Below are 22838 nucleotides of genomic sequence, written 5' to 3'. Positions count from 1 at the left end.
ATGCGCCTGCCGCCCCTCGCCCTCGTTCTCGCGCTGGCTCCCCTGCCCGCCGCCGCCCAGCTGCGCGGCGTCGAACTGCGCACGCCCCGCGCCTTCGGCTATTTTCAGGGCGACCTCGTGCAGGTGCAGGCCGAGATCCGCACCGATCCGGGCTTCACCCTGCAACGCCCCTCGCTGCCGAAGCCCGGCCCGGTCACCTACTGGCTCGACCTGCGCGACGTGCGGGTGGAGGAGAGCCGCGGCGCGGACGGCGCGGCGGTGATCCGCCTGCGCCTGACCTATCAGGACTTCTACGTGGCGCTCGACGCGCGCACCCTCGAAGTGCCGGGCTTTCCCGTGACCGTGGAGAGCGCCGGCCCGAACGGCTCGACCACGGCGGTGGCGCAGGTCCCGGCCTGGAAGATCGGCGTCTCGCCCCTGCGCGAGGTGCAGCCCGAGCGCCGCGACGACCCGGCGGAGTATCTGCGGCCCGACGGGCGCGCCCCGCGGCTCGATCCGCAGCCGGCGCTGGCCTCCGCCGCCGGCTTCCTCGCACTTGCCGCCCTGGCGCTAGTGCTGCTCGCCTACGACCGGGCGTGGTGGATCTTCGGAAGGCGCCGCGGCCGGCCGTTCGCCCTCGCCCTGAAGACGCTCGGCCGGGCCAAGCGGCGCTCGGCGGGCGAGGCCCTGTACCGCGACGCCCTGCTCGCCCTGCATCGCGGCCTCGACGCCACCGACGGCCGCCGGGTGCTGGCCGACGACCTGCCCGACTTCCTCGGGCGCCATCCCGCCTTCCGGGAGCAGGAGGGCGGACTCCAGAGATTCTTCTTCGCCTCGCGGCTCGCCTTCTTCGGCCGGGACACCGCCGGGGCCGGCACGGCCTTTCCCCTGCCCGAGGCCGAGGCGCTGCTGCGCCGGCTCGTCGCGGTCGAGCGGAGCGCGTGAGCCCGTGACCCCGCTCCTCTCCTCCCTCGGAGCCGCCACGCCCTGGCTGCTCTGGCTCCTGCCCCTGGCGGGGCTGCCGCTGCTCCTCTCCGTCACCCGGCGCAGCCCGGTCGCGTCGGTCGCCGCCGCGCCGGAGGATCCGCTCTCGTCGGGGCTGCGGATCGCCCTGACCGCCGCCGGCATGCTGGCGATCGGCGGCCTCGTCCTGGCGCTCGCCGGCCCGTACCGCGCGGGCGAGCGGGTGACCCGCACCGGCATCGGCGCGCAGATTTCGATGCTGATCGACCGTTCGGGGAGCATGAACGAGACCTTCGCCGGCCGGCAGCCCTCGGGGGGCGAGGAATCGAAGGCCATGGCCTCCCGGCGCATCCTGCGCGACTTCGTCGGCGAGCGGACACACGACCAGTTCGCGGTGACCGCCTTCTCCACCGCGCCGATGCTCGTCGTGCCGATGACCGACCGCCACGACGCCGTGCGCGCGGCGATCGCCGCCATCGACCGGCCGGGCCTCGACTACACCAACGTCGCCCGCGGCCTCGGCATGGCGCTGTCGCAGTTCGGGGCGGGGGCGCCGGGGGTGTCGCGGGCGCTGCTCCTGGTCTCGGACGGCGCGGCGGTGATCGATCCGCGCATCCAGGCGCAGCTGCGCGCGGAATTCGCACGGGTGCAGCCGAACCTCTACTGGCTGTTCCTGCGCACCAAGGGGTCGCCCTCGATCAGCGACAAGCCCGCGGGCGAGGACACGCCGCAGGCCGCGCCGGAGCGCCATCTCGATCTGTTCTTCAAGAGCCTCGGCGTGCCCTACCGCGCCTTCGAGGCGGAGGGCGCCGACGCGGTGGCGAGCGCCGTGCGGCGGATCGAGGCGCTGGAGCGCGATCCGATCCCCTATACCGAGGAACGCCCCCGGCGCGACCTCACCGGCTGGGCCTACGGGCTCGCCGCCCTCGGCCTCCTTCTGCTCGTGCTCGCCAAGCTGGCTGAGACCGACTTCTTGCGCGCCTCCGTCCGGGAGCGGGGTGCCGCGGCGGCCGATTCCCCGGCCGCCGCGCCGAAGAGGGCCGCCGCATGATGCCTTCCCTTCCCCGCGCGTCGGTTCCGTCCCTGCGCACCCGGCTCGGTGCGGGCATCGGCCAGGGCTGGCGCAGCCTGCGTCCGTCCCTGCTGGCGCTGCTGCCGATCCTGCTCCTCGGCATCGCCGCCGCCTTCGCGCTCTCGGCTTGGCGGGACGCGCGCACAAACGCGGCGATCGCCGCGCTGGAGGCGGGGCGCGACATCGCCGTGCCGCCGGACGCACCCGACGCGCTCCTCGTCGCACGGACCAAGTTCCTGGCCTTTCGCGATCGCCTCAACGAGACCGAGCCGCTGCTGGAGACCCTCGACAGCCGGCGCTCCGCCGAGGCGGCGGCTCGCGCCCGCTACATTCTCGCCAATGCCCGCATCCGCGAGGCCTTCCGGCTGATCGAGCGCAGCGAGCTCGACAAGGCGGGTCCTCAGGTCACGCTCGCGCGCCAGGACTACCGCCGGGCGCTGCAGGCGCGGCCCGACTTCTGGGACGCGAAGTTCAACTTCGACGTCGCCTCGCGCCTGATCCGCGATTTTCCTGAGTTCGACCGCAAGTCCGGCGACGAGCTGAAGGCCGAGCCCAAGCAGATCTGGACCGACATTCCCGGCCAGCCGCGGGGTGGGCCGTGAGCATCTGGGCCGCGCTTCCCGTCGCGAGAAACCTGCGCGACCGCCGCTTCCAGGCGCTCGCCGTGGCGCTGGGGCTCGCGGTGCTGGCGATCGTCGCGCCGCCTCTGCCGCTCACCCGTTCCGGCATCGCGCTGCTGGCGGTGGTCGACATCACCGGCAGCATGAACGTGCGCGACTACACGCGCGACGGGCGACCGGCGAGCCGGCTCGACATCGCCAAGGCGGCCCTGCGCGGCCTGCTGCCGGAACTGCCCTGCGGGTCGCGCCTCGCGCTGGCCCTGTTCACCGAGCGGCGCCCCTTCCTCCTGTTCGCGCCGATCGAGGTCTGCGCCGATTTCGCGCCGCTGGACGGCGCGATCGCAGGCCTCGACTGGCGCATGGCCTGGGAGGGCGACAGCCGCGTCAGTGCGGGCCTCCACCGGGCCATCGCCATGGCGGGCGAGCTCGATGCCGACCTCCTGTTCATCACCGATGGCCAGGAGACCCCGCCCCTGCCGGCCACCGGCATTCCGCCCTTCGAGGGCAAGCCGGGCGCGGTGCGCGGCCTGATCGTCGGGGCGGGCGGCTACGCCCTGGCCCCGATCCCCAAATTCAACGATCGCGGCCGCGAGACGGGGTTCTACGCCGAAACGGACGTGCAGCAGGAGAACCGCTTCGGCCCGCCGCCGGCCGACGCGGAATCGCGCGAGGGCTACAACCCGCGCAACGCCCCCTTCGGCGGCGCGGCGGCACGCGGCGAGGAGCATCTTTCCTCCGTGCGCGAGCCGCATCTGAAGGCCTTGGCCGCGCAGACCGGCCTCGCCTACGCCCATCTCGACGGACCGGATGGGCTCCGTGCGCCCCTGCTCGCCGCCGCCACGCCGCGCCCCCTGCCCGGCCGGCTCGATCTGCGCCCGTTCCTCGGTGCGGCGGCGCTCGCCCTGGTACTCGCCGTCTTCCTCGCCGGCGCCCTCCCCTTCACCACCAGCAGGATCTCATGATGCGTTTGTCCCTTCTCGTTCTTCCGCTCGCGCTCGCCGCGACCGCCACCCTCGCCCACGGCCCGACGCCCCAGAAAGTCTCCCAGTCGATCACGATCAACGCGAGCCCGGACGCGGTGTGGAAGGTGGCGGGCGACTTCGCCGGCATCGGAAAATGGCACCCGGCGATCGCGAAGGCCGAGGGCAGCGGCACCAAGGACGGCGGCACCCGCACGCTGACCTTCAAGAACGGCGGCAAGATCGAGGAGAGCCTCGACGAGTACAAGGCGGACGGCCGCACCTATTCCTACCGGATGGGCGAGCCGGACCTGAAGGCGCTGCCGGTCTCGTCCTACTCCGCGACCTTCACCGTGAGCCCGGAGGGCGGCGGCTCCAAAGTCGAGTGGATGGGCCGCTTCTACCGCGGCGATACCGGCAACGAGCCCCCGGAGAACCTCAGCGACGAGGCCGGCAAGGCCGCGATGAACACGTACTTTTCGGAAGGGCTGAAGGGCCTGAAGGCGGCCGTGGAGGGCGGCAAGGCGAAATGATCCGCCCCGCCCTCGCCGCGCTGCCCGCCCTCCTCCTGCTCGCCGGCCCGCCGGCCCGCCGACCGGCGCAGGCCGCGACGGTCTTCGTCGCGAGCCAGCAGGGCGCGCAGGTGACGCGCGTCGAGGCGGGGGCGGTCGCGGGCCGCACGCCCGTGGCGGGGGCGCCCGCCACGGTGGCGGCGGGCGGCGGATCGGTGTTCCTCACCCATCCCGACGGACACGCGATCACGGTCGCCGATGCGGCCACCGGCGCGGTGCTGCGACGCCTGCCCTACAAGGGCCAGGCGTTCGGCCTCGCCGCGTCGGCGGACGGAAAGAGCCTGTTCGTCGCCGACTGGTCGGGCAACCGCGTCGACCGGCTCTCGGCCGCCGACGGCACGGTCGAGGCCTCGGCCGAGACCGGCCGCGATCCGGCCCACATCACCCTCGACCGCGCCGGCCGGCTCTACGTCGCCGACCGGGAGAGCCATCGGGTCAGCGTGTTCGACGGCGCGCGGATGACCCGTCTCGCGACCATTCCCGTCGGTACCGCGCCCTTCGCCCTGGCGCTCAGCCCCGACGAGGGCCGCCTCTATGTCGGCAACGTGCGCAGCAACAGTCTCACCGTGATCGACACGGAGGCGCTCAAGGCGTTCGCCACCGTGCCGGCCGGCGCCATGCCCTACGGCATCGGCGTCAGCCCGGACGGGGCGCGGGTGCTCGTGACCAACCAGCCTGCCGCCACCGTGACCGTGCTCGATGCCGGAACGCTCGAAATCGCGGCGACGATCGGCGTCGGGCGCTATCCCGAGGGCATCGTGATCGAGGGCGGCCGGGCCTACGTCGCGAACTGGTTCTCCGACAGCGTCTCCGTCCTCGATCTCGCGACGCTGAAGGAGATCACCCGGCTGCCGGTCGCCGAGGGTCCGCGCAGCCTCGCCGTCGCCGCCCCAGCGAAGGGACCCCCGCGATGAGAACGCTCGCCACCGGTCTCGCCGTTCTGCTCATCCTCTCGGCCTGCGACCGAGGCAGCGAGCCCTCCGGCGCGGCGTCGAACGCGGCGCCCGACCGCGGCGACGACGGGACCGTCGTGGCCTCCACCTCCGAAGATCACCTGCCCGACTGGCTCTCCCCCACCGACGGCACCGATCCGGCGCGCTGGCTCGCCGGCCGCGAGGCGGGACACCCCTTGCCCGCGGACGCCGCCGCGGTCAGGGACCTGCGCGAATCCCTCGACAGGGCGCGCAGCGCCTTCGTGGAAGACAAGCGCATGATCGCCAACCGTACGGTCCAGCTCGGGCAGATGCTGTCCGAGATCGGCAAGACGGAATCCTATCGCGGCCTCATCGACGGCCTCGGCGCGGTCGCGTCGGTGCGCGGCCGCCACAAGAGTCTCTACGGCGAGATGTGCCAGCACTATTACAACACCCGCGTTCAGGGCGCCGACCACGCCACGGCGCTTGCCCGCCTCGAAGCCCGGGATCGGCCGGAGATCGCCGCTCCGGAGAGATCCTCGGGAGGGCAGCCGTGAGCGACGCACGGGCTCCGATCCGGACAGCGCCGGCACGGCCGGAGACGCTCCTCGTCGTCGACGACCATCCGATCGTGATCCAGGGGGTGCGCCGGCTGGCCGAGGCGGCGGGCGTGGCCCGGGTCTACGAGGCCCCCGACATCGTCACGGGCTACCGCCTGTTCCACCGGCACCGGCCCGCCCTCGTCGTGGCCGACCTGAGCTTCCGCGACGACGGCCTGTCCGGCCTGTCGCTGATCCGCCGGATCCGGGGCCTGGATCCGAGAGCGCGCATCCTCGTCTTCAGCATGCATGCCGACCCGGTGCTCGTGTCGCGGGCCCTGGAGAGCGGCGCGCTCGGCTTCGCGCTCAAGGATGCCGGGCCGGAGGCTTTCCTGGAGGCGCTCGCCGCCGTTCATGCCGGGCAGGGCTACCTGCCGCACGCGCTCGCCACCGATGTGGCGATGCTGAACCGCAGCGCCCGCCCCGCCCCGCTCGCGACCTTGAGCGCGCGGGAGTTGCAGATCCTGTCGCTGCTGAGCCAGGGCAAGTCCTACGACGCCATCGCCAGCGCCATGGCGGTGAGCTACCGCACGGTGATCAACGCCAGCTCCAGCATGCGCAAGAAGCTCGGCGTCGAGTCGCGCGCCGGGCTGGTCCAGATCGCGGTCAACCGGCGCAACTCGCTGCTGTGACGGCCGGCCGGGGGCGGGCCATCGCCCGTCCCGTCATCGCTCGAGGGCCCGACTCAGGCGCAGCTCCGCCGGGTCGGCGAGGGTGGCGTCCGTCGCGGTCCGTGGGGCGGGGCCGCCCGCGGGAGTGGCGAAGGGCAGCGTCAGCGCCGCCGCGACGAGGACGGCGGTGATCCAGCGCTTGGGCCGCTCGGACACGGCCGAAGCGCGGGGGGCGGGAGCGAGGGGGTTGGGGGCAAAACCCGGTCCCCCGAGCCGCGGCCGCCCCACGCCCAGCGGAGCCGGGCGCATCCGCGCCTCCTCCGATTCGGGCGCTTCGTCGAGGTCGCGCTCGACCGCGCCGAGCAGCGCGGCGGCCTCCCGGTCCAGGCTGTCCCAGTGCCGGGCCAGGGGGCTGCGCTCCGCCGGCTCGGACGCCGTGGCGTCCGGGCCGGTCTCCGTCGTCCGCTCCTCGATCCGTTCCTCGGGGCCTGTCATGGCGGCCGGCGTCAGGCGCGGTGGTAGGCGTCCTCGAGCCGGACGATGTCGTCCTCGCCGAGGTAGCTGCCGAGTTGCACCTCGATCAGCTCGACATCGTCGTTGCCGGGATTTTCGAGGCGGTGGATCGCGCCGAGCGGGATGAAGATGTGCTCGCTCTCACGGTAATCGGCGACGGTGTCGTCCACGGTGACCCGGGCGCAGCCGCGCACCACGACCCAGTGCTCGGCGCGGTGGCGGTGCTTCTGCAGGGAGAGCCGCCCGCCCGGTGCCACGGTGATCCGCTTGACCTGGAAGCCGTCGGAGGCCTCCAGCACCCGGTAGCTGCCCCAGGGCCGGTGCGAGGCGGCGTGCCACTCGGCCTGGGGCCGGCCCTTGCTGCGCAGGATCTCGACCATCTTGCGCACGTCGCCGCAGCGGCTGCGGTCGGCCACCAGGATCGCGTCCTTCTCGGCCACGACCACGAGGTCGCGCACGCCGACGAGGGACGTCACCATCCCCTCGGACGACACGAAACACCCCTCGCTCTCGAACAATTCGGCCGCGCCGCGGCTGACATTGCCGAGGTCGTCGCGTTCGCTGATCGCCCAGAGCGCGTTCCAGTTGCCGACATCCGACCAGCCGCAGCGCATCCGCGCCACCGCGGCGCGGCTCGTCTTCTCCATCACCGCGAAGTCGAGGGACGTTTTGCGGGTGCCGGCAAACCCCTCGGCGTCGAGGGCCAGCGCCCCGCCCTCGTCGGCGGCGGCCTCGACCGCGGCGGCGGCGGCCGCCGCCGTGTCGGGATCGAAGGCGGCGTATTCGCCGCACAGGGTGTCGGCCCGCATCAGGAAGTTGCCGGAATTCCACAGCCAGCGGTCAGCGAGATAGGTGGCGGCGCGGCCCGCGTCCGGCTTCTCGGCGAAGGTGTGGACCGCGTGGCAGCGCGCCTCGACGCGGGCGCCGGGCCGGATCCAGCCGTACTCTGTGCTGGGGTGATCCGCCTCGATGCCGAAGGTGACGAGGCGCCCCGCCCGCGCCGCCGGCAGGGCGGAGGCGACGGCGCGCCGGAAGGCGCGCGGCTCGGTGACGATGTGGTCGGAGGGCAGCACCAGCACCACCGCCTCCGGGTCCTGGCGCGCCACCAGGGTGCAGGCGGCCAGGATCGCCGGGCCGGAATCGCGCCGCTCCGGCTCCAGCAGCAGGGTGATCGCGGCGTCGATGGCCGCCGCCTGCTTCTCGACGAGGCAGCGATGGTCCCGGTTCGCCACGATGATCGGCCGGGCGAAGAGCGGGCCCTGGAGCCGCAGCAGGGTCTGCTGGAAGGTCGAGTGCGGCCCGAGCAGGGGCACGAACTGCTTCGGCATCGAGGAGCGGGAGGTGGGCCAGAGCCGCGTTCCCGAGCCGCCGCAGAGGATGACGGGCTGAATCCGTGCAGGCATCGACGGGCGTCCTTTTGTGCTGGGGCTCGAAGGAGGGTCAGGGAGGGATCAGGAGGGGATCAGGGGGTTTCGAAGGAGCTGCGCAGGGCCGGCACGGCCTGCGAGACGGGACCGGGCGCGGCCGCTCCGTCGCGGGCGGGCGCTGGGGCCGGCCTCTCCGCGGTGCCGGTCTTGGCGGGCGAGACCTGCACCACGTCGCCCGGCAGCAGCACGGAGGTGAGGGCCGCCTTGAAGGTCACCGCCCCGTCGCGCAGGGTCCGGGTGACCTCGACGCTCCAGCCGGTGGCCTCGCTGCCGCCGTCGGAGGCGGCGAGCCGCCGCACGCGGCTCTCCAAGAGGTCGCGGGCGATGGGCAGACTCGCCTCGGTCTCCAGGAGCTGCTGGCGGGTGGCCTGGAGGTCGGCCACGACCCGGCGCCGGTGACCGTTCTCGGTGTCGCGCTGGCGCAGGGTCATTTCACCGGAGGCGGTGGCGTTGCGGGCCAGATCCGCGTCGATCCGGGCGAGTTCCGCCCGGACGCGGGCGTTCTCGCGCTGCCGGTCCACCATGATCGTCTGCAGGCCGTGGCCGTTATCGGTCAGCCGGGCGTAGTTGCGGACCTGGGCCTCGGTCAGCTTGACCTGCTCGTCGATGAGGCTGCGCTGCTGGGTCAGCGAGGCCCGCTCGGTCTCCAGACGCTCGACCTGCTGGCGCAGCAGGCCGACTTCGCTGCGCTCCGTCTCGCGCTGGAGCGAGAAGATCTCCTGCTCGCCGCGCAGCAGCGCCGTCGCCTCCGGGCCGATCAGCTCGTCCGAGACGAAGCTCGTCCGCCCGTCCCGCTGCGCCTCGAGCCGGAGCTGCCGGGCGCGCTGGGCGAGCCGGGCGAGTTCGAGGCTGCGCAGGCGCTCGCGCGCGGTCAGCACCTCGGCCTTGAGTTCGGTGATCGAGCGGTCGCCGACCCGCCCGCCGCCGGCCAGCGCCACCGCGCCGAGCACGGTGAGGCCGTAGCGATAGGTGTAGCTGCCCGGCGAGCGCACCTCGCCCAGCACGTAGACCGGCTTCATCTCGGAGAGCCGCAGGCTGACGGTGGCCGAGCGCAGGAAGCCGTCGTTGAGCCGGGTGCGCACCAGCGTCTCCGCCTGCTCCGGGCTCAGTCCCGCGACCCGGACGCGGCCGACCAGCGGCAGGTTGAGGTCTCCGACCGCATCGACCACGTACTCACCGGTGAGGTCCGTCTGGCCGAAGACGACCATCGTCAGCTTGTCGCCGCTCGACAGGAGCAGCGCGGCCTCGGCCGGAGGCTCCGGCAAGGGTGTTTGCGGTGTTTGCACGGGTGTCGGCGAGGGCGCCTGCGCCTCGGCGGCGAGGGGAGAGCCGGCGAGACCGAGCAGGAGCGCTCCACCGAGCATCGCTCCCAGGACCGGCCCGAGTCTCGTCCTGAGCGTCGTCCCGGAGGCCGCGCCGACCCTCGGGCCGCGGCGGCGCCCGTCGTTCCAAGGCCGGAATGTCCTGAGATCGAGCATGCGTTCGCCTCTCGAGGCCGCGGTTCGGGCGCCGGCCGGCATCCGGCAGGACGGCGGGTTTCGACCTTGCACCGGAGCCTGCCGTGCTCGGGTGAGGGGCCGAACCGTCGCGGCGCCCTGCTTGAATGCCAGAGCCCCCTCCGCTTTTGTCCTGGCTATTCGGGCCCGCTCCGGTTCGCGACCGGGTTAGTCCGACGGGGCCGGAACCGGCCCTCGGGCGCGGTTGGGAACGATGTCCGGCCCACCGGCCCCACCGCGGCCCGAAAGGGGCGGCGACCGCCCGGTGGCGGTACGTCGCCTTCGCACCGCGAAGCGCTTCATCTTCCTCGAAACAGCAATGCCGGGCGCGAGCGTCGTCTCCTAATCTGAGGTCGACCGACAAAGGGAGACGTCGAGCGATGAAAAAGCGTATCCTCGTGACAGGTGGCGCCGGTTTTGTCGGCAGCCACCTGTGCGATCGACTGGTGGCGCAGGGGCACGACGTGCTCGCCGTCGACAATTTCTATACGGGCGACCGCTCGAACCTCGCGCAGCACCTGAGCAATCCGCGCTTCGAGGTCATGCGCCACGACGTGACCTTCCCGCTCTACGTCGAGGTGGACGAGATCTACAATCTCGCCTGCCCCGCCTCGCCGGTCCACTACCAGCGCGACCCGGTGCAGACCACGAAGACGAGCGTCATCGGCGCCATCAACATGCTCGGGCTGGCCAAGCGCCTCGGCATCCCGATCCTCCAAGCCTCCACCAGCGAGATCTACGGCGATCCGGACGTGCATCCGCAGCCGGAAGGCTATCGCGGCCTCGTCAGCGTCAGCGGCCCGCGCGCCTGCTACGACGAGGGCAAGCGCTGCGCCGAGACCCTGTTCTTCGACTACCAGCGCCGGCACAACGTGCCGATCCGGGTGGCGCGCATCTTCAACACCTACGGGCCGCGGATGAACCGCGACGACGGCCGGGTGGTCTCGAACTTCGTGGTGCAGGCGCTGCGGGGCGAGCCGATCACGCTCTATGGCGACGGCCGCCAGACCCGCGCCTTCTGCTTCGTCGACGACCTCGTCGAGGGCCTGATGCGCCTGATGAACGTCGAGGGCACGCTCGACGGCGCGGTCAATCTCGGCAATCCGACCGAGGTGACGATCGCCGAGATCGCTCAGCGGATCGTCGCGCTCACGGGCTCGCGCTCGGAGATCGTCTACCGCCCGCTGCCGCAGGACGACCCGCGCCAGCGCTGCCCCGACATCGCCCGCGCGAAGGCGATGCTGCACTGGAGCCCGAAGGTCGGGCTCGACGAGGGGCTGATGAAGACCATCGCCTATTTCGACGCGCTGCTCTCCGCCTCCGCCTCGAGCGTGACCCCGTTCGAGCCGGCATCGACGGATCTGGCGAGGACGGGATCGTGAACCCGCCCCTCCCCCGCGTTTCGATCCTGGGGGTACCGGTCAGCGCGATCAGCCTGGACGAGGCGGTCGCGGCGGTCGAGGAATGGATCCTCGGCCGCCAGCGCCACTACGTCTGCATCACCGGCGCCCACGGCGTCATCGAGTGCCAGACCGATGCGACCCTGCGGGCGATCCACGAGGGCGCCGGCCTCGTCACGCCGGACGGGATGCCGCTCGTCTTCATGGCACGCCGGCTCGGCTTCCCGCGCACGCAGCGGGTCTACGGACCCGACCTCATGCGCGCGCTCACGGTCCTGTCGGCCCGCAAGGGCTACCGTCAGTACTACTTCGGAGGTGCCTCCGGCTTGCCCGAGCGGCTGGCCGCGCGCCTGACGGAGCAGTTCCCGGCGCTTCCCGTCGCCGGCACCTTCTCGCCGCCCTTCCGCCCGACGACGCCGGAGGAGGACGAAGGCATCGTCGCCCGCATCAACGCGGCCGAGCCCGACATCCTGTGGGTGGGCCTCTCGACCCCGAAGCAGGAATACTGGATGGCGCGCCACCGCGACCGGCTGGAGGTGCCGGTCATGGTCGGCGTCGGCGCGGCCTTCGACTTCCTCGCCGGCACCAAGCGGCAGGCGCCGGTCTGGATGCAGCGGCGCGGCCTCGAATGGGCCTTCCGCCTCGGCACCGAGCCGCGCCGGCTGTGGCGCCGCTACGGACGGATCGTGCCGGAATTCACCTTGCGCGCCTCGATCCAACTCCTGAACGCACCGCCGCGGCGGACCGCGGCGCGGCCGCACCGCTCCTTCTGAAGGCGCTCACGCTCCCGCCGCGTCGGCGCGCCCGGCGGGAGCGTGAGCCTCGATCGGACGGCGCAGCGGGCACTCCGAAGGGCTAGATCAGCGCGAAAGTATGATCGCCCTTCGAGAAGATATGCTTAGTCGAACCGCGAAATAAGAATGGAAGCGCCGAAGCAGAAAGGCATCAAAATCATGTCGAAGAGCGCAGTTGTTACCGGGGCCGGCGGCTTCATTGGGGGACATCTGGTGACGTACTTGCGTCGCCACGGCTATCATGTCCGCGGCGTCGACATTAAATATCCTGATTTCGGTCCTCCCACCGCGGACGAGTTCGAACTCCTCGATCTGCGCTCCTTCGAGGATTGCCGCAAGGCGGTGTACGGCGTCGACGAGGTCTACAACCTCGCCGCCGATATGGGCGGCATCGGCTACATCTCCGGCGCGCACGCCTCGATCACCTTCAACAACACGATGATCAGCGCGCAGATGCTGAAGGCCGCCTTCGACGCGCGGGTCGAGCGGTTCCTGTTCTCCTCCTCGGCCTGCGTCTACCCGCAGCACCTGCAGGACGTGCCGAGCGTGATCCCGCTGAAGGAGGAGGACGCCTTCCCGGCGGCCCCCGAGGAGGGCTACGGCCTGGAGAAGCTCTACACGGAGAAGCTCTGCCAGTACTTCACCGAGGATTACGGCTTCCCGACCCGGTCCGTCCGCTTCCACAACGTCTACGGACCCTACGGCACCTACGACGGCGGCAAGGAGAAGGCGCCGGCCGCGATCTGCCGCAAGGTCGCGCGCACGCCCGAGGGCGGCACGGTCGAGATCTGGGGCGACGGCCAGCAGACCCGCTCGTTCATGTACGTCGACGACTGCGTCGAGGGCATCTACCGGATCATGCAGTCGGACCATTACGGGCCGCTCAACCTCGGCACCGACGAGCTCATCAACATCAGCGGCCTCGTCGACCTCGTGGCTGAAATCGCCGGCAAGACGATCCACAAGTCGTTCGACCTGAGCAAGCCGCAGGGCGTGCGCGGGCGCAACAGCGACAACACCCGCCTGCGCGAGGTTCTGGGCTGGGAGCCCAGCATCCACCTGCGCGAGGGCCTGAAGCCCACCTACGCGTGGATCGCCGAGCAGATCCAGGAGGCACAGCAAGAGGCGCAGCGGGAGGCGGACGCGGCCCCTAGGCAGGCCGCCGAGTAGGCCGGCCGAACTCCGCCCTCCCCGCAGGCACTGCAGCGCGAGCGAACCCATGCCGGACGTCGACGTCGCCAATACCGGCCTCCTGCCAGCCGGGGGGCCGGGCTGGCAGGAGCGTGCGCAGGAACGTCTTCAGGAGCGTCTCCACGAGCGTCTCGGACCGGCCCGGTCCGGACGCTCCGAGGCGGCGGCCTGGAGCCGGCGCCTGATCGTCACCGGCGCGCTCATCGGCGGCGACGTCGCCGCGGTGCTGGCCGCCTGCGGGGCAAGCCTGCTCCTCACGGCCGGAGCGCACCCCGGCCTCACCCCGGCCTCGCTGATCGGCTGGTGCGCCCTGCAGATCGGCGCCCTGGCCCTGTGCGGCCTCTACGAGCCGATCGAGGCGGAGCCGATCGAACGGCTGCGCCGCCGCGGCCTCGCCGCCGCCTTCGCGTTCGGCGCCGCCCTTCTGGTCGGCGGCGGACCCGCGCCGTGGCTCTGGACCGCGACCGGGATCGCCGCCCTCCTCTCGATCCCGCTCGGGCACTACGCGGAGGGGTTCGTGCGTGCGCGGCTCGTCCGGCGGGGCGTGTGGGGGGCGGCGACCATCGTCTACGGCGAGGGTGCCGCCGAACTCGCCCGCAGCCTCGCCGCGCGGCCCGAGCTCGGCCTGCGGCCGATCGGCATCGTCCGCGCCCCCGATCAGGCCGTCGAACCGTTCCGCATCGAAGCCTTGCGCTCCGTGCCGCCGGGGCCGGGCGAGGCTGCCGAGCGCGCGACGGAGCAGAGGGCGGATCTGCTGGCGACGGCCGAGGTCGCCATCTGCACGCCGGGCGAGCGCGCACCCGACCGCTTCGCCTGGCTGACCCGGCATCCGTTCCGGCTGGTCATCGTGGCGCACCACGCGCCGGAGGTGGAGACCGTGCGCCTCCAGACCCGGTGCCTCGGTTCGGTGGTCGGCCTCGTGGTACGCCGGGCGATCTTCCTGCCGCACAACCTGCGCCTCAAGCGCGCGCTCGATCTCGCCGTGACCCTGCCCGCGCTCCTCCTGTTCGGACCGCTGATCGGCGTGCTCGCGCTCGCGGTGAAGCTCGCCGATCCGGGCCCCGCCTTCTACGTCCAGCCCCGCGTCGGGCGCGATGGCCGCACCATCCGCGTGTACAAGCTGCGCAGCATGTTCCGCGACGCGGAGGCGCGCCTCGCCGATCATCTCGCCGCCGACGAGGCTGCCCGGCGCGAGTGGGACCGGTTCTGCAAGCTGCGCAACGATCCGCGCGTCCTGCCCGGCATCGGCGGCTTCATCCGGCGCACCAGCCTCGACGAGCTGCCGCAGCTCCTCAACGTGCTGCGTGGCGATATGAGCGTGGTCGGCCCCCGGCCCTTCCCCGCCTACCACACCGAGCGGTTCGGCCCGACCTTCCAGGCCTTGCGGGCGAGCGTGCCGCCGGGCCTGACCGGGCTGTGGCAGATCTCGGCCCGCAGCGACGGCGACCTCGCGGTCCAGGAGCAGCAGGACAGCTTCTACATCCGCAACTGGTCGATCTGGATCGACCTGTACATCCTTCTCGAGACGGTGCCGGCGGTGCTCACCGCCAAAGGCGCCCGCTGACGCGGAGGGCCGGCGGTTCCCTGCCCCCTCCTCCCCTCGACGCGCTCTCCTTCAGACCCCGATTCAGGCGTGACCCATGGACCCGTTCCAAGAAGCCGACCCCCCCGGCGGCGGGCGATCGCTCACCGCCCATTACGAGGCGGTCACCGGGCACGCGCTGTCGGTGCTGTGGCGGCGCAAGCTGATGATCGCCTCGATCGCCGGGCTGTCGGCGCTGGCGGCGGGAGCGGCCTCGCTGGCCCTGCCGCCGAGCTACGTCGCCGAGGTGCTGCTCCAGTTCGATTTCGGCCAGACCCAGGACGTGCGCGGGACGGGCAAGTCCGGCCCGCAGATCGCCCTTGAGCCGGCCTCGGTCGTCGAGAGCGAGGCGCGGATCATCCGCTCCTTCGCCATCGCGCAGGCCGTGGCGGGCCGGCTCGAAACCGAGGCGGGCCAAGCGGAGCATGCGGCCAAGGAGCACGCGGCGGGATGGGTCGCCTCCCTGCGCCAGGCGCTCGAGAACCGAGTCCAGGCCGCGCTGCCCGCGCCTTCGGGGTCGCGGCAAGACGCGCGGCAAGATCCGCGGCAAGGCGAGGCCGGCCAGCCGGCGACGACGCAGCAGGAGACCGAGCGGGACGCCCGGGCGCAGCAGCTCCTGCGCGGGCTCACCGTCGGCAACGATGCCAAGGCCTATCTGATTACCATCGGCTACCGCGACCGCGATCCCCGGCGGGCGGCGGAGACCGCCAACACCTTCGCCACCGAGTACCTCGCCCGCAAGATGCAGGCCGCCTCGCTCGCCACCGAGCGGGCGAGCCGCTGGTACGCCGAGCAGATCCAGGTCTCGCGCGGCGAACTCACCCGCCTGGAGGGCGAGATCGACGCCTTCCGGAAGCGCACGGGCTTCGTCGAATCGGTGCGCGAGGGCGTGGACCTGCGCGAGCAACAGCTGCGCGACGCCCTCTCCGAACTGTCCAGCGCCACCGCCAAGCGGCTGGCGGAGGAGGCCCGGCTGCAGCGGGCCGGGGACGTGATCCGCTTCGGCGGCGTGCCGAACGCCGCCGACACGGCGATCTCGCCGGTGATCCAGCAGATGCTGGCTGACGACAGCAAGCTGCGACAGGAGCTGGAGCAGCTCACCGCCGTTTCCGGCGACAACCATCCCAACGTGCTGCGCCTCAAGGCCTCGATCGCCGCGCTCCAGCAGCGGCTCCAGGTCCGCATGGCCGAGGTGCTCAAGCTGGTCGAGGTCGATCTCGGCGCCGCCCGCAGTCTCGAAGCCTCGGCCGAGGCGCGCGTCGCGACGGTGCGACGCTCGCTGATCGAGAGCAAGGCGCTCGAAGCCAAGCTGCGCGCGCTCCAGGCCGATGCCACCGCCGCCCGCGACCGCCTGCGCGTCCTCGACGAGGGCTACCAGACCGCCAACGCGCTGAGCGAACTCAAGCCGGTCATGGCGCAGATGCTGGCACCGGCCAAGGTGCCGACCCTGCCCACCGGCCCCGGCCTCGGTCTCGTGCTCGGCCTCGGCCTGTTCGCCGGCGCCGGCGCCGGCTCGATGCTGGCGCTCGGGCTCGAACGCCGCGACCGGGGCTACCGCAGCCAGGGCGAGATGGAGGCCGACACCGGCCTGCCCTGCCTCGCGCTGCTGCCGAGCCGGCCGGCGGGGGAGCATGCGGGCGATCGCCAGGAGCAGGATCTCGTCTTCCGCGAGGCCGTGCGGGCAGCGGTGGCCGAACTCGTCGCCGTGCGCGAGCCGCTCAAGGTCGTCCTCGTCACCTCGGCGATGCCGGGCGAGGGCAAGTCGGTGGTCGCCCGCTCGGTGGCCCGCTCGCTCGCCGCCATGGGCCGCCGGGTGCTCATCCTCGACGGCTCGCCCCGCCGCGCGGCGATCGAGGATGGCCGCCTCGACAGGACCGGCCCCGAGACCCCGGCCGACGACGAGGAGGCGGAGGGCCGCATCTCGACCATCCGTCGCGTCTCCGGGCTCAAGGACGGGCACGACATCTACGCCGAGCCGACCTTCGGCATGCTCGTGCGGGAGGCGCGCGAGCGCTACGACGTGATCCTCGTCGAGGTGCCGCCCGTGCTGCTGCTGGGCGACGTCGCGCTCCTGCGCCAGCACGCCGACGCCGTGGTCCACGTCGTGGCGTGGCACGGCACGCAGAAGGCCGCCGTCACCGCGAGCCTCGCCTATATGCGCCGGCTCGGGCTGACGGTCGCCGGGCTCGTCCTGAACAAGGTCGACCTGAAGCGCCACCAGGGCCGGGCCGCCGATCGCGGCACGCTCTACCGCGACTTCTCGCACTACTACCGGAACAGCGCCTGATGGGCGCGCGGGCCGCAGCGGGCTTCGGGGCGGGGATCCTCGTGAGCGAGTGGAGCTTCGCCTGCGCGGCCTGCGGCTCCCCCGCCGTCACCTGGCCGGCGGATCCGACCGCCGAGGCGGCGATCGCCTGCGGCGGCTGCGCCCGGCCCCTCGGCACGCTCGCCGCGTTCCGCGCCGGGATCGAGGGGATCCTGGCCGCCCGTCAGCCCCTTCGGGTCGACCCTGAGAGCGGGCGCCAAGAGGCGATCCAAGAGACGATCCAAGAGACAATCGAAGAGGGCCGCCGAGCCGACTTCGTCCGCTCCGCGCCCTCATCCTGAAAGGCCGCGAGGCGGCCTCGCAGGGCCCTCCGGACATCGCGCGGGAGCGCGGGATCCGGAGGGCCCTCCGAGGTCCGCCGGCGCGGGAGCCTGAAGAGGAGGATCGGATATCCGCCTCAGCGGGCGGACGGCGCGATCAGACGAACAGGAAATGGCCTGCGGTCAATTCGGCCTTGTGGGTGTCGGCGAGCCAGAGCGTGTCCGACCCGGAGCGGATCGCGACGTCGGTGCCGACATCCTGTGCCGCCGCCAGGACGGCGTCGAGCGAGCCGAACATCGACCGGCTGACCTCGATCACGTCGGGAGCGGAGCCGCCACTCTCGAAATCCTCGACCCAATCGAGGCCGTTGCCGGCCTTGAACGCGAACCGGTCGGCCCCGGCCCCGCCCCAGAGATGATCGGTGCCGCTGCCGCCGTCGAGCCGGTCGTTGCCGGCCCCACCGTAGAGGTTGTCGTCGCCGGCGAGCCCGTTGAGCGTGTCGTTGCCGCCCAGCCCGTCGAGGTCGTCGGCGGCCCCCGATCCGGTCATGGTCTCGGCTGCGGCAGTGCCGTCGCGGTTGAGGCCCGTGCCGGAGGGCGAGGCGGCGACCGGGGGAGGCGATGCCGGCCCGTTGCCGGTCACGGCTCCGACGACGGTGCCGACCGTGCCCGCCACCCAGTCGAACACGTTATGGATCGGCGTCATCGGCGTGGCCGAGGGCGCCGCCGACACGTCCGCGCCGGACGCGGACGCCCCCCAGGTGATGTTGTTGGCCACCGCCGGGTCCGTGTAGGTCGAATCCTCGATCGACACGTTGTCGCCGCTCGCGTTCCAGATGACGGCGTTGGACATGGGATTGCCCCGCCCCTGGTCGTGGGCGATGTTGTCGAAGGACCGGGTGTCGACGAACGACACGTCGTCCGAATAGGACGAGAAGCCGCCGTTGCCCATGTGGACCACGTCGACGTTCTGGACGTGGCCGCCTTGGGAATCGCCCTCGAACATCACGCCGACGCCGCTCGGCGAGTTGTTGCCGTCGATCACCCCGTTGGCGATGGAGACGTTCTGGCTGTCGATGATCGAGACGTTGTCCTCGACATGCGAGTGGCCCGGATCGTTGGTGACGGCGAAATTCGTGAGGCTGCCGTTCGGCGAGTGGAAGAACTGGACGAATTGGCCCGAGGGATAGAGCCCGTGGAAGTCGTGGCCCTCGATATCGGAGAGCTTCGCCCCCGGCGATTGGCCGAGATAGATGCCGGTGCCGCTGTCCTGCAGGGTCACGTGCGAGGCGGTGAAATCGGGTGAATTGACGACCCGGATCCCGGTCGCCTCCCCGGTCAGGCCCTGGTTTCCGTCGGGCGGGTCGGAATTGACGATGAGGCTGTTCTGAACGGAGACGCCGCTCGAATCCTCGACGACGATGCCATGGCCATCGGCGTGGTGGATGGTGACGTTGCGGATGACGACATTGTCGTGCTCGACCCGGATGGCGTCGCCGTCGGAGACCCAGAGATCGAGATTCTCGATGATCTGACCGTCATGGGTCGTGCGGATGGGGGTGGTGCTCGCGATCAAACCGGCAGGCATATCTACTCCATTTGTTAATATTGCAACAAAATCAATAGTTATCGGAATAAATTTGCAGGATCGACCGGGCAAATCTGCAACTTCGGCAGCATGGGCTAGGCCATAAGACCTATTCGGCCCAGGAAGTAATTAACAGCGAAGCTTTTAAAGAGGACGCCGCCGCGCGATATTTCTCGCGGCGCACCATGGATGTGGCTGAACGGCCACGCTTATTTCGGCATCAATTGATTCGAGGGAACGGCGTTGCCGGCCGGGGCCGCGGGAGATCCCGCGGCCCCGGCCGGCAAACGCGCCTGTCCTGCCGGCGTCACGGAGCGCCGGGCGCCGATCCGTCCGTCGCCGGACCGGCGCGGCGGCGCGCAGACGGCTCAGACGAACAGGAAGTCGTTGGCCGAGAGCTGCGCCTTGTGGACATCGGCGAGCCACAGCGTGTCGGCGCCCGAGGTGATGGCGACATCGGCGCCGACATCGTGAGCTGCGGCGAGCAGAGCGTTGAACGAACTGAACATCGCCTTGCTCACCTCGACCACGTCCTGGACGGGGCCCTTGAGCTGGAAGTCCTCGATCCAGTCGACGCCGTTGCCGGCCTTGAACACGAAGTGGTCCGCGCCGGCGCCGCCCCAGAGGTGGTCGGTGCCGCTGCCGCCGTCGAGCCGGTCGTTGCCGGCCCCGCCATAGAGGTTGTCGTCGCCGGCAAACCCGTTGAGCGTGTCGTTGCCGCCGCGCCCGTCGAGATCGTCGGCGAAGCCCGATCCGTTCATCGTCTCGGAGGCGGCGGTGCCGTCCCGGTCGATTCCGGTGCCGGACGGCGACGGGCTGGCGACGGGGGTCGGCGCCGGGCTCGGAGCCGGCGTCGGAGCCGGAGCCGGAGCCGGCGTACCGCCCACGACCGTCCCGGTGGAGCCCGTGCCGGTCGCCGATCCGTCGAACACGTTGTGGATCGGCGTCATCGGCGTGGCCGAGGCCGCCGCCGACACATCCGCGCCGGCCGAGGAGGTGCCCCAGACGATGTTGTTGGCCACACCCGGGTCCGTGTAGGTCGAGTCCTCGACCGTGACGTTGTGGCCCGTCATGTTCCAGATCAGCCCGTTCGACAGCGACACGCCGCGGCCCTGGTCGCCGGCATCGTTGTCGAAGGAGCGGGTGTCGACGAACGACACGTCGTCCGAGTAGGACGAGAAGCCGCCATTGCCCATGTGGATCACGTCGACGTTCTGGACGTGGCCACCCTGCGAGTTGCCCTCGAACATCACGCCCGCCCCGCTCGGCGAGTTGTTGCCGTCGATCACCCCGTTGGCGATCGTCACGTTCTGGCTGTCGATGATCGAGACGTTGTCCTCGACATGCGAGTGGCCCGGATCGTTGGTGACGGCGAAGTCCGACAGGCTGCCGTTCGGCGACTGGAAGAACTGGACGAGCTGGCCGCCGGGGAACGGTCCGTGGAAGTCGTGGCCCTCGATGTAGGAGAGCTTCGCCCCCGGCGACTGGCCGAGATAGATGCCCGTGCCGCTGTCCTGCAGGGTCACGTGCGAGGCGGTGAAGTTCGGCGCGTTCACGACCCGGATTCCGGTGGTCTCCGGATCGGTCTCGCCGCCATTGCCGGCGGGCGGGTCGGAATTGACGATGAGGCTGTTCTGAACAGTGACGCCGCTGGCGTCCTCGACAACGATGCCGTTGCCGTCGGCGTGGTGGATGGTGACGTTTCGGATGATGACGTTGTTGTTCTCGACGCGGATAGCGTCGCCGTCGGAGACCCAGAGATCCAGATTTTCGATAACCTGTCCGTCGTACGTCGTGCGGATAGGGGTGGTGCTGTAGGTTTGGCCCGCAGGCATGCTCGCTCCTTGAGATGCGGTGATCGCAACGGAGCGGGTGACTAACGAAGGTTAGTGGGCGGATCGATTGCGTAAATCTGCAACGTACCCCGTGGGGACTACTCCCCACGGGGTACGGCCGCGCGAAAACGGTTCAGCTTAATGCTGTTTTTTTCGAGACCTTGTCGGAATTTTTCTGACAGACGAACGATCTGTTGCCGAACGGCCACGCTTGGCATCGCCCCCGGGGTGTTCGTGCCTCGAACCGCTCAGCCTGAGGGGGGCGCGAGCCAGCCTCCACGCCGTGCTTCAGCGGCGGCGTGTGAGCCACGGGCGCGGTTCGGTGGTGCGCGCGGCGTGCCACGGCGGGATGCGGCGCCCAAGGCGCCCTCAGATCGTCGGTGGCGATGGTTGCAGGGATCGGCCACCCTGCCGCCCATCCGACCGGGTAGCCGGTCGGGACGCCGTGATATCCGTCAGGGACGGGTTTGTCCCATGCGACTTTCTCAAGCCAGACGGACGCTCCGCTCATCGGCGGATCGTCCGGCGGGACGGATCCGATCGGGCGATGCCGCCCGGATCGGATGCGAGGGCTAGATGGTCTGGTTGTAGGCGCCCACCTCCGGATGCTGGCGCAGGACGCCGTCCACCGCCGCGAACATCTCGTGCAGCCGCGCCTCGGAGACCGGGCTCTCCACCACCACCACGAGTTCGGGCTTGTTCGAGGAGGCCCGCACCAGCCCCCAGGTGCCGTCGGCGGTGGTCACGCGCACGCCGTTGACCGTCACGAGACTGGTGATCGCGTGGCCGCCCACCGGCTCGCCCGCCGCCTGGAGCGCCCGGAACCGCTCGGTCACCGCCTCGACCACACCGTACTTCACCTCGTCGGCGCAGTGCGGCGACATGGTCGGCGAGCCCCAGGTCTTCGGCAGCGCCCGGTAGAGGTCGGCCATGCTCTGCCCCGGATTGCGGTCGAGCATCTCGATCACCGCGATCGCGGTCAGCAGGCCGTCGTCGTAGCCGCGGCCGACCGGCGCGTTGAAGAAGAAGTGGCCGGACTTCTCGAAGCCGGCCAGCGCCGAGAGTTCGTTGACGCGGCGCTTGATGTAGGAATGGCCGGTCTTCCAGTAGTCGGTGCGCACGCCGCGGGACTGGAGTTCGGGATCGGCGGCGTAAAGGCCGGTCGACTTCACGTCGACCACGAAGGTCGCCTCGGGGTGCAGCTTGGACAGGTCGCGGGCCAGCATCACGCCGATCTTGTCGGCGAAGATCTCCTCGCCCTCGTCGTCGACCACGCCGCAGCGGTCGCCGTCGCCGTCGAAGCCGAGGCCGACATCGGCGCCGGTCTCGCGCACCTTGTCGGCGATGGCGTGCAGCATCGCCATGTCCTCGGGATTGGGATTGTAGCGCGGGAAGGAATGGTCCGGCTCGACATCGAGCGGGATCACCTCGACCCCGAGCCGCTCCAGCAGGGCGGGGGCGAAGGCGCCGGCGGTGCCGTTGCCGCAGGCGGCCACGACCTTGAGTTTTCGCGAGACGGGTTTGGCGCGGGCCACGAGGTCGTCGAAGTAAACCTGTGCGAAATCCGAGACGAACTCGTAGGCGCCGCCGTCGCGGTAGCGGAACTCGCCCCGGGTGACGATCTCCTTCAGGCGGCCCATCTCGTCGGGGCCGAAGGTCATCGGCCGCTCGGCGCCCATCTTCACGCCGGTCCAGCCGTTGTCGTTGTGCGAGGCGGTGACCATGGCGACACAGGGGCAATCGAGGGCGAACTGGCCGAAATAGGCCATCGGCGAGAGGGCGAGGCCGATATCCTTCACCCGCAGGCCCGCCGCCTGCATCCCGGCGATCAGCGCGAGCTTGATCGAGGAGGAGTAGGCGCGGAAATCGTGGCCGGTGACGATGTCGGGGCGCACGCCGCGCTCATGGATCAGCGTGCCGAGCCCCAGCCCGAGCGCCTGGACGCCCATCAGGTTGATCTCCTGCGGGAACAGCCAGCGGGCGTCGTACTCGCGAAAGCCCGTGGGCTTGACCATCGGCCATTGCTCGAAGGTGAAGGTGTTCGGCTCGAGCCGCGGCAGAGGCGTGGGAAAGGCCTTGGGCCGATCGGAAGACATGGCAAACCTTTCGCGCAGGCGGGGGCGAACGAGATCCCGTG

At 71.2% G+C, this 22838-nt stretch carries 20 protein-coding genes; 14 read left to right on the top strand and 6 right to left on the bottom strand.

The genetic code is table 11. The features are described from left to right. Genes HNR01_RS06280 through HNR01_RS06245 form a run of 8 tightly spaced genes read left to right on the top strand, consistent with a single transcriptional unit; the run spans window position 1 to window position 6310 of the window. Window positions 1-924 (top strand): nonribosomal peptide synthetase MxaA, encoded by a 924-nt coding sequence (locus HNR01_RS06280; RefSeq protein ID WP_183667196.1) that lies wholly within the window; start codon window positions 1-3, stop codon window positions 922-924. A gap of 4 nt (window positions 925-928) precedes the next feature. Further along, window positions 929-1993, top strand: coding sequence for a vWA domain-containing protein (locus HNR01_RS06275; protein ID WP_183667139.1), 1065 nt, complete (start codon window positions 929-931; stop codon window positions 1991-1993). Continuing rightward, window positions 1993-2616, top strand: coding sequence for an MxaK protein (locus tag HNR01_RS06270; RefSeq protein ID WP_183667195.1), 624 nt, complete (start codon window positions 1993-1995; stop codon window positions 2614-2616). The genes HNR01_RS06275 and HNR01_RS06270 overlap by 1 nt, the downstream gene beginning before the upstream one ends. After that, a complete protein-coding gene (locus tag HNR01_RS06265) occupies window positions 2613-3596 on the top strand; it encodes a vWA domain-containing protein (protein ID WP_183667138.1) in 984 nt (327 codons plus the stop codon). The genes HNR01_RS06270 and HNR01_RS06265 overlap by 4 nt, the downstream gene beginning before the upstream one ends. Further along, window positions 3596-4126, top strand: a complete 531-nt coding sequence (locus tag HNR01_RS06260) for an SRPBCC family protein (protein WP_183667194.1) — start codon at window positions 3596-3598, stop codon at window positions 4124-4126. Before HNR01_RS06265 ends, HNR01_RS06260 begins: the two co-directional genes overlap by 1 nt. After that, the gene (locus HNR01_RS06255) at window positions 4123-5079 is read left to right on the top strand and encodes a YncE family protein (protein ID WP_183667137.1); all 957 of its coding nucleotides are present in this window, start codon (window positions 4123-4125) and stop codon (window positions 5077-5079) included. The genes HNR01_RS06260 and HNR01_RS06255 overlap by 4 nt, the downstream gene beginning before the upstream one ends. Next, the gene (locus HNR01_RS06250) at window positions 5076-5636 is read left to right on the top strand and encodes an MxaH protein (protein ID WP_183667136.1); all 561 of its coding nucleotides are present in this window, start codon (window positions 5076-5078) and stop codon (window positions 5634-5636) included. Before HNR01_RS06255 ends, HNR01_RS06250 begins: the two co-directional genes overlap by 4 nt. Continuing rightward, window positions 5633-6310 carry a response regulator transcription factor gene (locus tag HNR01_RS06245; RefSeq protein ID WP_183667135.1) on the top strand — a complete coding sequence of 226 codons (678 nt, stop codon included), beginning with the start codon at window positions 5633-5635 and terminating at the stop codon, window positions 6308-6310. The genes HNR01_RS06250 and HNR01_RS06245 overlap by 4 nt, the downstream gene beginning before the upstream one ends. 33 nt (window positions 6311-6343) lie before the next feature. On the opposite strand, the gene HNR01_RS06240 is transcribed toward HNR01_RS06245, so the two are convergent. Genes HNR01_RS06240 through HNR01_RS06230 form a run of 3 tightly spaced genes read right to left on the bottom strand, consistent with a single transcriptional unit; the run spans window position 6344 to window position 9707 of the window. After that, window positions 6344-6784, bottom strand: coding sequence for a hypothetical protein (locus tag HNR01_RS06240; RefSeq protein ID WP_017484031.1), 441 nt, complete (start codon window positions 6782-6784; stop codon window positions 6344-6346). Window positions 6785-6795: 11 nt separating this feature from the next. Then, window positions 6796-8205 (bottom strand): mannose-1-phosphate guanylyltransferase/mannose-6-phosphate isomerase, encoded by a 1410-nt coding sequence (locus HNR01_RS06235; protein ID WP_153874305.1) that lies wholly within the window; start codon window positions 8203-8205, stop codon window positions 6796-6798. 59 nt (window positions 8206-8264) lie between these two features. Further along, on the bottom strand, window positions 8265-9707 hold the full coding sequence (locus HNR01_RS06230) for a polysaccharide biosynthesis/export family protein (protein ID WP_183667134.1): 1443 nt from the start codon (window positions 9705-9707) through the stop codon (window positions 8265-8267). Window positions 9708-10105: 398 nt separating this feature from the next. On the opposite strand from HNR01_RS06230, the gene HNR01_RS06225 reads away from it, so the two are divergent. The 6 genes from HNR01_RS06225 to HNR01_RS27495 all read left to right on the top strand — a co-directional run bounded on the left by HNR01_RS06225 (window position 10106) and on the right by HNR01_RS27495 (window position 17299). Further along, window positions 10106-11107, top strand: coding sequence for a UDP-glucuronic acid decarboxylase family protein (locus HNR01_RS06225; protein ID WP_183667133.1), 1002 nt, complete (start codon window positions 10106-10108; stop codon window positions 11105-11107). Next, window positions 11104-11898: a WecB/TagA/CpsF family glycosyltransferase gene (locus HNR01_RS06220; RefSeq protein ID WP_183667132.1), complete on the top strand. Its 795-nt coding sequence runs from the start codon at window positions 11104-11106 to the stop codon at window positions 11896-11898. Before HNR01_RS06225 ends, HNR01_RS06220 begins: the two co-directional genes overlap by 4 nt. 180 nt (window positions 11899-12078) lie before the next feature. Then, window positions 12079-13089, top strand: a complete 1011-nt coding sequence (locus HNR01_RS06215; RefSeq protein WP_183667131.1) for an NAD-dependent epimerase/dehydratase family protein — start codon at window positions 12079-12081, stop codon at window positions 13087-13089. Window positions 13090-13138: 49 nt separating this feature from the next. Then, complete coding sequence (locus tag HNR01_RS06210; RefSeq protein ID WP_183667130.1) at window positions 13139-14674, top strand: exopolysaccharide biosynthesis polyprenyl glycosylphosphotransferase; 1536 nt, start codon at window positions 13139-13141, stop codon at window positions 14672-14674. 76 nt (window positions 14675-14750) lie between these two features. Then, the gene (locus HNR01_RS06205; protein WP_183667129.1) at window positions 14751-16979 is read left to right on the top strand and encodes a GumC family protein; all 2229 of its coding nucleotides are present in this window, start codon (window positions 14751-14753) and stop codon (window positions 16977-16979) included. Further along, window positions 16979-17299, top strand: coding sequence for a hypothetical protein (locus HNR01_RS27495; protein ID WP_246417401.1), 321 nt, complete (start codon window positions 16979-16981; stop codon window positions 17297-17299). The genes HNR01_RS06205 and HNR01_RS27495 overlap by 1 nt, the downstream gene beginning before the upstream one ends. Before the next feature lie 136 nt (window positions 17300-17435). Here HNR01_RS27495 and HNR01_RS06195 read toward each other — a convergent pair whose 3' ends face one another. From HNR01_RS06195 to HNR01_RS06185, 3 genes are all read right to left on the bottom strand, one after another. After that, complete coding sequence (locus tag HNR01_RS06195; protein WP_183667128.1) at window positions 17436-18866, bottom strand: calcium-binding protein; 1431 nt, start codon at window positions 18864-18866, stop codon at window positions 17436-17438. A 368-nt stretch (window positions 18867-19234) separates the two neighbouring features. Then, a complete protein-coding gene (locus tag HNR01_RS06190; protein ID WP_183667127.1) occupies window positions 19235-20701 on the bottom strand; it encodes a calcium-binding protein in 1467 nt (488 codons plus the stop codon). 572 nt (window positions 20702-21273) lie between these two features. Further along, on the bottom strand, window positions 21274-22797 hold the full coding sequence (locus HNR01_RS06185; protein ID WP_153874297.1) for a phosphomannomutase/phosphoglucomutase: 1524 nt from the start codon (window positions 22795-22797) through the stop codon (window positions 21274-21276). Between the last annotated feature and the right edge of the window lie 41 nt (window positions 22798-22838).

The sequence above is a fragment of the Methylorubrum rhodesianum genome, from assembly GCF_014199985.1.
Lineage (GTDB): Bacteria > Pseudomonadota > Alphaproteobacteria > Rhizobiales > Beijerinckiaceae > Methylobacterium > Methylobacterium rhodesianum.
Note: the sequence above shows the minus strand (reverse complement) of the source record. Positions and strands in the feature narration are given on the sequence as shown.

Bases quoted from the DNA above. Each gene is read 5' to 3' on its own strand.
- HNR01_RS06260 (WP_183667194.1), top strand. From the start codon at position 3,596: ATGCGTTTGTCCCTTCTCGTTCTTCCGCTCGCGCTCGCCGCGACCGCC.
- HNR01_RS06240 (WP_017484031.1), bottom strand. From the start codon at position 6,784: ATGACAGGCCCCGAGGAACGGATCGAGGAGCGGACGACGGAGACCGGC.
- HNR01_RS06255 (WP_183667137.1), top strand. From the start codon at position 4,123: ATGATCCGCCCCGCCCTCGCCGCGCTGCCCGCCCTCCTCCTGCTCGCC.
- HNR01_RS06250 (WP_183667136.1), top strand. From the start codon at position 5,076: ATGAGAACGCTCGCCACCGGTCTCGCCGTTCTGCTCATCCTCTCGGCC.
- HNR01_RS06270 (WP_183667195.1), top strand. From the start codon at position 1,993: ATGCCTTCCCTTCCCCGCGCGTCGGTTCCGTCCCTGCGCACCCGGCTC.
- HNR01_RS06195 (WP_183667128.1), bottom strand. From the start codon at position 18,866: ATGCCTGCCGGTTTGATCGCGAGCACCACCCCCATCCGCACGACCCAT.
- HNR01_RS06190 (WP_183667127.1), bottom strand. From the start codon at position 20,701: ATGCCTGCGGGCCAAACCTACAGCACCACCCCTATCCGCACGACGTAC.
- HNR01_RS06235 (WP_153874305.1), bottom strand. From the start codon at position 8,205: ATGCCTGCACGGATTCAGCCCGTCATCCTCTGCGGCGGCTCGGGAACG.
- HNR01_RS06185 (WP_153874297.1), bottom strand. From the start codon at position 22,797: ATGTCTTCCGATCGGCCCAAGGCCTTTCCCACGCCTCTGCCGCGGCTC.
- HNR01_RS06230 (WP_183667134.1), bottom strand. From the start codon at position 9,707: ATGCTCGATCTCAGGACATTCCGGCCTTGGAACGACGGGCGCCGCCGC.
- HNR01_RS06280 (WP_183667196.1), top strand. From the start codon at position 1: ATGCGCCTGCCGCCCCTCGCCCTCGTTCTCGCGCTGGCTCCCCTGCCC.
- HNR01_RS06225 (WP_183667133.1), top strand. From the start codon at position 10,106: ATGAAAAAGCGTATCCTCGTGACAGGTGGCGCCGGTTTTGTCGGCAGC.
- HNR01_RS06210 (WP_183667130.1), top strand. From the start codon at position 13,139: ATGCCGGACGTCGACGTCGCCAATACCGGCCTCCTGCCAGCCGGGGGG.
- HNR01_RS06215 (WP_183667131.1), top strand. From the start codon at position 12,079: ATGTCGAAGAGCGCAGTTGTTACCGGGGCCGGCGGCTTCATTGGGGGA.
- HNR01_RS27495 (WP_246417401.1), top strand. From the start codon at position 16,979: ATGGGCGCGCGGGCCGCAGCGGGCTTCGGGGCGGGGATCCTCGTGAGC.
- HNR01_RS06205 (WP_183667129.1), top strand. From the start codon at position 14,751: ATGGACCCGTTCCAAGAAGCCGACCCCCCCGGCGGCGGGCGATCGCTC.